The 11,047-nt window shown below is 49.3% G+C and carries 5 protein-coding genes; 2 read left to right on the top strand and 3 right to left on the bottom strand.

The window, feature by feature from the left end; genetic code table 11:
* Positions 1–3 precede the first annotated feature (3 nt).
* Together ACO6V5_RS17300 and ACO6V5_RS17305 are read left to right on the top strand one after the other, a co-directional pair.
* Entirely contained in the window at positions 4–1,053 is a 1,050-nt protein-coding gene (locus tag ACO6V5_RS17300; protein ID WP_422136532.1) for a FecCD family ABC transporter permease, read from the top strand.
* Entirely contained in the window at positions 1,053–1,826 is a 774-nt protein-coding gene (locus ACO6V5_RS17305; RefSeq protein ID WP_422136531.1) for a heme ABC transporter ATP-binding protein, read from the top strand. The genes ACO6V5_RS17300 and ACO6V5_RS17305 overlap by 1 nt, the downstream gene beginning before the upstream one ends.
* A 506-nt stretch (positions 1,827–2,332) precedes the next feature.
* On the opposite strand, the gene ACO6V5_RS17310 is transcribed toward ACO6V5_RS17305, so the two are convergent.
* The 3 genes from ACO6V5_RS17310 to ACO6V5_RS17320 form a co-directional block, all read right to left on the bottom strand.
* Entirely contained in the window at positions 2,333–2,575 is a 243-nt protein-coding gene (locus ACO6V5_RS17310; protein ID WP_422442114.1) for a hypothetical protein, read from the bottom strand.
* A gap of 121 nt (positions 2,576–2,696) precedes the next feature.
* Positions 2,697–5,729 carry a hypothetical protein gene (locus tag ACO6V5_RS17315; RefSeq protein ID WP_422411986.1) on the bottom strand — a complete coding sequence of 1,011 codons (3,033 nt, stop codon included), beginning with the start codon at positions 5,727–5,729 and terminating at the stop codon, positions 2,697–2,699.
* A gap of 162 nt (positions 5,730–5,891) precedes the next feature.
* Positions 5,892–10,814 carry a hypothetical protein gene (locus tag ACO6V5_RS17320; protein WP_422411984.1) on the bottom strand — a complete coding sequence of 1,641 codons (4,923 nt, stop codon included), beginning with the start codon at positions 10,812–10,814 and terminating at the stop codon, positions 5,892–5,894.
* Positions 10,815–11,047: the final 233 nt, after the last annotated feature.

Below are 11,047 nucleotides of genomic sequence, written 5' to 3' on the forward strand. Positions count from 1 at the left end.
ACAATGAACCCTAGTCGTAAATCGGCACTGTTGCTGATAATGCTGGCCTTGGCCCTGCCAACTGTCATGGTGCTGTCCGTGGGCACCGGTCCGGTGGCCATTGCCCCTCTGGATATTATCTGCATTTTCCTGGATAGACTGGGCATCACTGACAGTCAGGTATCCGACCAGACACGTCTGATCGTAGAATCCATCCGCCTGCCAAGAACACTGATGGGTATCATGATTGGCGGCTCTCTGGCCATTGCCGGTGCTGCCATGCAGGGCTTGTTCAGAAACCCGCTGGCTGATCCCAGTATCATCGGTGTATCCAGCGGCGCGGCCCTTGGAGCGGGTATCGGTATTGTTTTAGGATCGGCGCTTTTCGCAGGATTCTCCAGCCCACTGCTTATGGATTACAGCGTTTCACTGCTGGCTTTTGGCGGCGGCGTTCTTACGACCTGGATCGTTTATAAAATGGGTACCACCAGCAACGGCACCTCTGTCGCTACCATGCTGCTGGCCGGTGTGGCGATCTCTGCACTGGCAGGCGCAGGTATGGGAATCCTGAATTACATTGCTGACGATGCCACTCTCAGAAGCCTGACCTTCTGGCAAATGGGCAGCATAGGTGGTGCCAACTGGAACTCGGTCCTGCTCTGTTTCACCCTTTTAGGTCCAGTTATTTTCTTGCTGTGTCGTTACGGACTGGTTCTCAATGCCATGTTGCTAGGCGAATCCGAAGCCCGACATCTGGGCATTGATGTTCAGAAAACCAAGCTTAAATTGATCCTGGTGACGGCCATGGCGGTCGGTGTCTCTGTATCGGTCGCCGGTATCATTGGCTTTGTCGGACTGGTAGTCCCCCATCTGATTCGTTTGCTGGCAGGACCTGATCACAAAACACTGTTACCTGCCTCAGCCATGCTGGGGGGTACCCTGTTGCTGGCAGCCGATATGATCGCCAGAACCGCTGTCGCTCCCGCTGAACTGCCCATTGGTATTGTCACCGCCCTGATGGGTGCTCCGTTCTTCATGTCCCTGCTATGGCAGCAACGCAAAAGGATCGCCTGATGAGTTGTCTCAAGGTTGAAAATGCCACAGTGCAGATTGCTGAAAAGAGACTGCTTGATGACGTCAGTCTTACAGTCGCTCCCGGTGAAATAGTCACAGTTCTGGGCCCTAACGGGGCTGGTAAAAGCACCCTGATGAAAGTCATCAGTGGAGAGCAAAAGCCTTCTTCAGGAAAGGTACTGTTAAATGACAGAACTGATTGGGGACTGCAACAACAAGCTCTTATGCTGGGCGTGTTACCTCAGTCTTCCTCACTGAGCTTTCCTTTCACGGTTGCAGAAGTGGTTATTCTGGGACGCATTCCCTGTGCTACAGACCGGACAGAAAATCTGGCCATCGTTGAGGCGGCACTGACAGAAGTCGATGGTCTGCATCTGAGAGATCGTCGGTACACCACCCTTTCCGGTGGTGAACGACAGAGGGTTCATATGGCCAGAGTGTTGGCCCAGATCTGGGACGAACCGGATTTTGGCAAACGCTACCTGTTGCTGGACGAACCCACTTCAGCACTGGATCCGGCTCATCAGCAACTGACTCTGAAAATGGCCCGCAAGCAGGCTGAGAAAGGTGTAGGTGTAATGGTTATTCTGCACGATCTTAATCTGGCAGCCCGTTACTCAGACCGTCTGATGATTCTAAAAGAAGGGGCTATAGCAGCCCAGGGAACACCCCATGAAGTGTTGACCGCAGAAACGTTACAGGCTGTGTTTGATGTGGATGTTACGATTTCGGAGCATCCAGCTCATGGCTGTCCTTTGGTTATCAATAATTAATCTCTGTTGGGATCTTTTCACAATTTCTCATCCCCCTCGAACGCCAGGATGAGAAATTGGTTCCTTTAATTTTATACCTACGCAAGTGACACTCCCCGCCTTGTCAGGCGAGGCTTCTGACTTCACAGGCTACAGCCAGCCTATAGCGACTGGACTTACACAGAAGCCTCCATCAGCAGTGACCGGGTGCCCCTCGGTTATTTATTGGTCTTTTGTTTGATTTGCCGCAGCCTTAACGGGTCACTCAGGTATGGGCTCGTCTGGTTCTTCAAGGGCGGTTGAGCAGTTGTCTCTGCCTTAATTTTTTGTTAACAGTGCTTGGTTTTCGTCACCGTGAGTCTCTGCATAGAGACAGACCGATGGAAAATATAACCAACCACGTACAAATACTCAACCGCAACGCTCTGCGTTCCCGTCTTATATCCCCGCCCGATTGAGGGTGTCGCAAAAGCCCAACAACTCGTTCCCACGCTGTGAGGGTGTCGCAAAACTTCAACAGCTCGTCCTCACGCTCTGAAGTCGTAATTCCCGCGAGGGCGGGAATCCAGCGCCAACGGTGGATCTCTGCCTTCTCGGGGATGACAAGGCCAGGGGGACAACGGGCAGTATGGTTTTGGTGGAGAGTCAGTGTGGATTCCCGCCTTCGCGGGAATGACGAGAATGAAGCCGGGAATGACGAGAATGAAGCCGGGAATGACGAGAATGAAGCCGGGAATGACGAGAATGAAGCTGGCAATGACGGGAGTCAACGCGTTCCCACGCCGGAGAGAGTTTTGCGACACCCTCGATTGGGCGAGGGTTTACGACGATTTTGCTAAAAATAAGCGTACAGATTCAAAAAACAGGCGCACCATAACAGCCAATTCGAACTCAATAATATCTGTTGTCTTCACCCCACTTTCCAAAATATTCCGATAGCAACTGGTCCCACTCATCCTGATTTTTTGTATGTTTACTCATGATAGCGAGATTGATTTCCAGCCAGTATTGCTCGTCATGGCCTTCAGGCAACGAATTAAAAAATTCAATGGTTGTTAAGGGGCTAACGGCAATGTTTTGATGAAGCAAACAGTGTTTGGCTATTCTTAATTGACTCTCTTCTGAGCATTCTTTCCAAAATTGATGAAAATATTCCCGATACACTTTGAGCTGATAATTACAAAAAAAAGCTTTGTAAGCTTCCATTTCAGCCAGAGGCAGGCCATCTATTTGCAGGGATAAGATTGAGTTGTTTTGTATACTTTCGCTACTGCCCTCAGGAATTTCCTTCAAGCAATCATCATGCTCATCCGTACTGTTGGCATTGACGCCAAAGTCTATGTATTTGTCATTGGATTCAGGGAACAGAACAAGGTTCATAACATTTAACATCAACGACAAAACTGATTCCCGGGAAAAGTCATTGTCTTTGAGGCTATTGAGGGGGCATAATTCTTCAAGTGGATTTCCACTCGTACTATTATAATCTCCTTCTTTCAGGAAGGTGGTTCTGAACTCAAAATACACATCTTTGAGATCTTTGATTTGACTATGATAGAACTCCGGATTATTCCGGACAAAATTTATTGCATTGGCAGTACTTTTAAATTCAATGGAGAAAAGTCCATAAATGATTTTATGAAGTTGCTGTGGATAAGTTCTGATAATTTCATCAATATGTTGGGACAGAATATCCCGGCTTAAATCATCCAGCGATGTTGAGAAATAGCATAAATAATCACTCTTCCCCATCACCTCCAGCCAATTTTCCAGATTGAACTCATTGTTCTCATTAACACAGGACTGATACAGGATTCGGGAAATCTGGCATGTACTTTCAAGTACCTCGCCATCCTTACCACCTGGAGTGTAAAACCGAACATTGTCTAATACCGATGATGAAAACCGCTCACCTTCAAAAGAACATCGGGCGAAAAAGCAACTGCCAACAATGGCACTGTTTAACAGCTCTGTATTGAATTTACATTGCTGAAATGTAATGGATGGCAGGATTGTACCCTTCATTGAACAGCCACTGAAATCAATGCTTTTTATACGACTCTTCCTCTTCAGCTCAAAACCATCCAGGGAATCCAGCTTGCCCTCCAACAGTTGTGGGTTTTGTTCAAACAGCAACTGTATGCGCTCTTCGCCACAAGAGCTGACGATACCTTTGATGCCTGGGTGATGCTTACTGTCTTCAGAGGTTAACTCACGGTAGAGGAGTGCCTGAGGGTTCCGCAGTTTATTCAGCAGCAAGGGCATGGAGGAAAAGTCATCCGTTTTCGAGGCGGGCTCTGGTTTTTCAGGACACGGGTAGCGAGTTGCCATCCCGGCATAATCCCAATGGAACATGACCGGCTCCCCTTCCGGGGTTAGTTCAATGCCCTCCCAGGCACTGTTCACCATGCTTTCGTTACCGACAATCACATTAATCAGCAATAATCTGGCCCACTGCTCTGAAGAAAGAGAGCGCAGCGTCGCCTCGCCGCCTTTGAGCTTGCCCTGCCATTGTTCGGGAACGGGACTGACCACATAAAAATGACCCTGCTCCTCATGAACAAAACTCTGAGGGACTGTGATGCCCAGCAGCCCGGCAAGGTTAGCCATTAGCAGCTGGTTGCGGGCGCTTAGCTCACAGCTCGCCGGTTTGACGGAATATACTTGTTGGCTAACGGGGTCGTTGTAAAGCGCCGCTGGCCAGGTGCTATGACATTCTTCCATGGCAGCACTTTTCATGGCACCAGCTTGCGGAGTCAGTTTTGCCAGAGAGAAGGACGATGCCGGTGGTTCTGTCAGCTGTCCGGTATAGGGCGTAATCAACTCCCGAACAACACCGGACTGTTCACCTATGCTAAACAGCTGATAACTAAAGGGCGAAGGATGGTGCTCCCACTGCTTCTTAGTGTTTTCACAGCGGGTGGCGGCACCGATGCTGAAGAAATGTTTGTGGTTTGCTTCACTGTCCTGCAACTTGATCGGACACCAGAGGTCACCCTGCCTGGCAATCACCCGGCAGACCTCTTCGGCCAGCAGGCGCCAGTCTTGCCTCTTGAGATCATCCTGACAGTCAGCAAAACACTCCAGCCGATCCATGTAAAAACATCTTCTGATCCGCATGACTTCCAGCGTATCTGCATCGTGGAGCAGACTGCGCAGGGTTTGTATCGCCTCGGGCAGATGCTCGCAGCCCTTCGGATTATCCTTGTGGCAAATGGCTTCACCACACTGCCAGGCCGGGGACTGATCCACGCAGATGTTGCGCAGATGTTCCCTCAGATTGTCAGCACTGGCCCGCTCCCACTCCAACGTATCGAAACCATCGCCTTCACGGCCAGTATCGTGAAACAGGCAGGTTTTGATCAGCAAGGGTATCATTTGGTCGGGAAATTCCCGCGCCAGGCGATCGCCGTGCAGTTTACGCTGTTGCAACAGGGCTACTGCCCAGATCGCCGCCCGGCAACTGTGCTGGAGACCGTGAACCTCGCGGGCAATGGTCTGGGCAGAAGGTGAGATGTGTGATGGGCGATAAGGCTGAAGCAAGGCCGTTTTTGCTACCTGAGTGGATTCAATCAACGATGGATCAATGACCGGCCAATGGGCTGGTTCAGTTTCGGTTTCGCCTATACTCGGACACTTTTCTACCGGTTCACTGGTCAGCGTTGCCAGTGATGTGCCACTGATTTTCGAAGTAATATCAGCAACGGTTACATTACGTTTATGCCCGGCCTGACAATCAATTTTGATTGCCTGATTCCACTTTTCAGAAGCAGCACCGGGGAGCATGACCTCTTCAAGTTCACTCACTTTCCTGGTGGCAAAGGCGACGCCTTTGTTAACACTATTGTCAGATGAAGGGATACAACCGGCAAAAGATAGCTGTTCTGTTGTTCCACCTACTGTTTTCCTGGGGAGCGAATCCATTTTTTTAGCCCTCACTGCTGTCCTTGTAATAAGTACCTAACCAGTTGGTTTCCTCCATTGTCAGGGCTAAAAATCCAGACGATGCGTAATATGCTCGCAGGCAGGCTGAAAAAGGTGTGGGTGTCCTGGTCATTCATAGGCTCGCAGGCAGGCAATTCGAGCTCAATAAAATTCGTTATTATTAGCCCACCCTCGAAAATATTCCGGAATCAAGCGGTTCCACTCATCCTCATTTTTTGTATGTTTACCCATGTTAGCGAGATAGATTTCCAGCCAATATTGCTCGTCCTGGTCTTTAGACAACAAATCCATAAATTCCTTGGTTGTTATAGGACTAACGGCAATATTTTGATGACGCAAACAGTGTTTGGCTATTGTTAATTGACTCTCTTCTGAGCATTCTTTCCAGAGTCGATGAAAATATTCCCGGCACTCACTAAGGTGTAATTTACAAAAATGAGCTTTGAACTCTCGCATTTTAACCAGAGGCAAGCCGTCTGTTTTCAGGGATAAAATGGAGTTATTTTCTGTACTTTCGCGATTGACCTCAGGAATATCCTTCAAGCAATCGTCATGCTCATCCGCGCTGTTGGTATTACCGCTAAAGTCTATGTATTTATCATTGTATTCAGGGAACAGAACAAGATTAATAACATTTAATATCAATGCCAAAACCGCTTGCCGGGAAGAATCATTGTGTTTCAGGCGATTCTTGGCAAATAATCTTTCCAATGGACTTAATCGCATGTTGACACAACGTACTTCTTTTAGGAAGGTCGCTCTTAAATCAAAATACCAATCTTTGAGATCTTTGATTTTGCAATCACAGAATTCCGGATTATTTTCGATAAAACTTACTGCATTGGCAGTATTTTCAAATTCAAAGAAAAAAAGTACATCAGTAATTTGACAAAGTTTTTTTGGATAAGTGCTTTTAATTTCATTAATATTTTGGGACAGCACATCACTGATTAAATTCTCCAGCGGTGTTGAGTCGTAGTGTAGAAAATCACTTTTTATCATCACATCCAGCCATTGCCCCAGATTGAACTCATTGTTTTGATTAATACACGACTGATATATGATTCGGGAAAGATGGTGTGTACTTTCAAGTACCAGGCCATCCTTACCAGCTGGAGCGTAAAAGCGAACCTTGTCTAATACCAATGATGAAAACCGCTTACCTTCAAAAGAACATTTGCTGAAAAAGCCATAGTCAACTTTGGCACTGTTTAACAACTCTGTATTAAATTTACATTTGTTAAAAAGAGTGGATTTCAGTCTTGTTCCCTCCATTGAACAGCCGCTGAAATCAATCCTTTCTATACGACCCTCACTATTTAACGTAAGACCATCCAGGGAATCCAGCTTGCCCTCCAACAGTTGTGGGTTTTGCTGAAACAGCAACTGTATTTGCTCTTTGCCACAACACTTGACGAGTCCTTTGATGCCTTCGTGATACTCGCTGCCTTCAGAGATTAACTCGTGGTAATAGATTGACCAGGATTCCCGGAAAAGCTGTTCCAGCGGACGTCCATCGGGCCAGTGGCTAAAGCGTTTCTTTAGTGTACCCAACAATTGCCGCTGTCCTTCGAGAGAACTCATCTCAAGCTTGTATAACTCGTCAAGCAGGGACACGGGATTGGAAAAACGAGTCTCTTGTAAACTACTGTGCTCAATCACACTTCGGTAGTCATAGGTCGATCGCGTAATGATTTTTTCATTACGTGTGAAGGCTTCCAAACCAGAAAATTCCTTCCCATAATGCTTTTCATCTCTATAAATTTCTGCATCCATACGACCGAGTGTTTCAGAAGTCAGGCGCAAAGACATGGCCCCACCAGGTTTGTATCTGGACTTATCCTCCAGCCCCTCCATGACTCGGAAAAATATGTATTTTGTGTCGCAATTCATCCTTGTTACCGTATGCATCGCACCGATATCATGGGGTTCCATACCGATCTGACTACGTCTTTCAAAAGAGTTCAGGGCAGCTTCATTTTCCAGGCTGAGCAAAAACTGTTCACTGTTCCGCTCCTCCTCTGCATGAAAGTTTAAATTGTGCCCAAGGCAGAAGTTCCTTGCGGGGTTTGCCGAAATGCCATGGGGAAACCCCGGAAGGAATTGCACCCAACGTCCTGCGCGAATACGAGAGTGGGTGTCCCATTTCAGTTCTTCATCACTGAGATTCAGCAACCGTTTAAGAAACGCTTTTTTGCTGGTGTTTACCGGGGTATTGATATCCGCTGCCACGGCACGGTTCATATTACCAAGGCAGCCGTGGTAGTCGGCCAGGGCGTCCAGCCATATCGCCTCCAGATCACTGGTATCCGGCCGCTCCCCGTCAATGCCCAGCTCTGCCAGCTCCCTGAACAATGCTTCAACCACCGTTTTATTGTGTCCCCCAAAGGTGAGGGTCAGTTGATTTTCATAACTCAGGGCATCAGGCAGGTTCGGAGGTGAAAACAGGATATTGCCCCCTTCACAGACGGTCGATTCAAGTAATACAGCCCGAACCGGTGGGGTGGCCAGCCGGGCTTCCTTCAGTTGTTCCGGACTCAAATAACTGACGCTCTGGCCTGTCAGTTTGGCAAAACCATGGCTGAATTCAGCCAGTTCTACTGTCGCTTCAACCTCTTCGCCAATTCTTGAACTGACTCGTGCAGGAAAGACAGGGACGGGCAGTGGTGTTTTGATGGCTGGCAGTTCTGCAATATACGGTACGTCGGCTTTTGATGATGCCCGGCACTTGTTAGCAATGTCCTGCAGAATCGTCACGGTGTTATCAATGGTATTGTGATCCTTTGCCTGCCATCGTGATTTATTTTTGGCTAACTGCCCGGCCACTCTCTCACAATCATTGGCCAGGCTGGCCAGGTCACTGCGCCAGTCGCGGTAACTGCCTTCCAGGGCATACCTGGAATCATTCAGGGCAAAGTTGGTATATTTAACCCGCATCGCCAGACGGTGCAATCCCCGATCCAGGGCCAGGTTATCAGCCAGTTTATTGCCCGCTTCCTGGGACAACTTCAGGGTCATCCGGGTAATGGGTTGGCCATTGGCATCCAGTAACTGGCTGATACCGATCTGCCCGCCGCAGATATCCCGGCCTTTGACCGGCAGCCAACCACCGCGGATACCCGCCGCCTCTATCGCCTTGTATTCCGCCATAGATACCCGCTCAACTGCCTCCAGACTGTTGGGAAAGCGAGTGGTCAGCCAGGCAATGCGATCATGAATAGTCTGTCGTAACCAGCTGCGGTCACCGGGCAGAAAACCGCTGTGTTCGATGAGCCGGTCCAGGGCCTGCCAGTCAACCTGGCGCAAGATATCTTTCAGGGTATGGCCCAGCAAGTCATCCTCTAATTGCACGAGAATATCGACGCAGGGGTTATAGATCGGCAACGAGTTCATGGAGGGCGCCTGAGGGTCCCGCAGTTTTTGCAGCAGCACGGGCATGGAGGAAAAGTCATCCGTTTTGGGGGCGGGCTCTGGTTTCTCCGGGCACGGGTAGCGAGTTGCCATCCCGGCATAATCCCAGTGAAACATGACCGGCTCCCCTTCCGGGGTCAGTTCAATGCCCTCCCAGGCACTGTTTACCATACTTTCGTTACCGACAATTACATTAATCAGCAATAATCTGGCCCACTGCTCTGGAGACAAAGAGCGCAGCGTCGCCTCGCCGCCTTTGAGCTTGCCCTGCCATTGTTTGGGGAAAGGACTGACCACATAAAAATGATCCTGCTCCTCATGAACAAAACTTTGAGGTACTGTGATGCCCAGCAGCCCGGCAAGGTTAGCCATTAGCAGCTGGTTGCGGGCGCTTAGCTCACAGCTCGCCGCTTTGACGGAATATACTTGTTGGCTGATGGGGTCGGTGTAAAGCCCCGCTGACAAGGTGCAGCTTTGGCATTCTTCCATGGTAGCAGCTTGCGGGGTCAGTTTTGCCAGGGAGAAAGACGATGCCGGTGGTTCTGTCAGCTGTCCGGTATAGGGCGTAATCAACTCCCGGACAACACCGGACTGCTCACCTATGCTAAATAGCTGATAACTGAAGGGCGAAGGGTGGTGCTCCCAATGCTTCTTAGTGTTTTGACACAGGCTGCCGGTACCGATACTGAAGAAATATTCGCAGTTTGCGTCACTGTCCTGCAACTTGATCGGAGACCAGAGGTCACCCTGCCTGGCAATCACCCGGCAGACCTCTTCGGCCAGCTCGCGCCATTCTTGCCTCTGCTGATCATCCTGACAGTCAGCGAAACATTCCAGCCGATTCATGTAAAAGCACCCTCTGACCCGCATAACATCCAGCGTATCGGCGTCATGGAGCAGGCTGCGCAGGGTCTGTATCGTCACGGGCAGATGCTCGCAGCCCTTCGGATTATCCTTGTGGCAAATGGCCTCACCACACTGCCAGGCCAGGGACTGATCCACGCCGATGTTGCGCAGATGTTCCCTAAGGTTGTCAGCACTGGCCCGCTCCCACTCGGGCGTATCGTTCCCATCGCCTTCACGACCCGTATCGTGAAACAGGCAGGTTTTGATCAGCAAGGGTATCATCTGGTCGGGAAATGCCCACGCCAGGGGATCGCCGTGCAATTTACGCTGTTGCAACAGGGCTACTGCCCAGATCGCCGCCCGGCAACTGTGCTGGAGACCATGAACCTCACGGGCAATGGTCCCGGCAGGAGGTGAGATGTGTGATGGGCGATAAGGCTGAAGCAAGGCTGTTTTCGCTACCTGAGTAGATTCAATTAACGATGGATCAATGACCGGCCAATGGGCTGTTTCGGTTGCAGCTATTTTTGGACGCTTTTTTAACGGTTCAATGGTCAGCGCTGCCAGTGATGTGCCACTGATTTTCGAGGTAATCTCAGCAACGGTTACATTACGTTTATGCCCGGCCTGACAATCAATTTTGATTGCCTGATTCCACTTTTCAGAAGCAACATCCGGGCGCATTAGCTTTTCACTTATACTTACTTTTTTGGCAAAAGCGACGCCTGTCTTAGCACTATTGCCAGAGGAACGGATACAACCAGCAAAAGCTGGCTGTTCTGTTGTTTTAATAGGAAGCGGATCCATTTTTTAGTCCTCGCATCTGCCCTTGTTACACCAGTCTGATTAAGACGAACCTGATCGAATGTGATTTTCGACTTTTTATCCAACAATTAGTTCCCTCCATTGTCAGGGCTAAAAATCCAGACGATGCGTAATATGCTCGCAGGCAGGCTGAGAAAGGTGTGGGTGTCCTGGTCATCTTCCTGGTCATCTGGTCATTCTCAGGAAGGACTGAATGAGTTTGAAACACCGCATTG

Origin of the sequence: Endozoicomonas sp. ALD068, assembly GCF_049310145.1 — a bacterium.
In the GTDB taxonomy this organism is placed as follows: Bacteria; Pseudomonadota; Gammaproteobacteria; order Pseudomonadales; family Endozoicomonadaceae; genus Endozoicomonas_A.

Bases quoted from the DNA above. Each gene is read 5' to 3' on its own strand.
- ACO6V5_RS17300 (WP_422136532.1), top strand. From the start codon at position 4: ATGAACCCTAGTCGTAAATCGGCACTGTTGCTGATAATGCTGGCCTTG.
- ACO6V5_RS17305 (WP_422136531.1), top strand. From the start codon at position 1,053: ATGAGTTGTCTCAAGGTTGAAAATGCCACAGTGCAGATTGCTGAAAAG.
- ACO6V5_RS17315 (WP_422411986.1), bottom strand. From the start codon at position 5,729: ATGGATTCGCTCCCCAGGAAAACAGTAGGTGGAACAACAGAACAGCTA.
- ACO6V5_RS17320 (WP_422411984.1), bottom strand. From the start codon at position 10,814: ATGGATCCGCTTCCTATTAAAACAACAGAACAGCCAGCTTTTGCTGGT.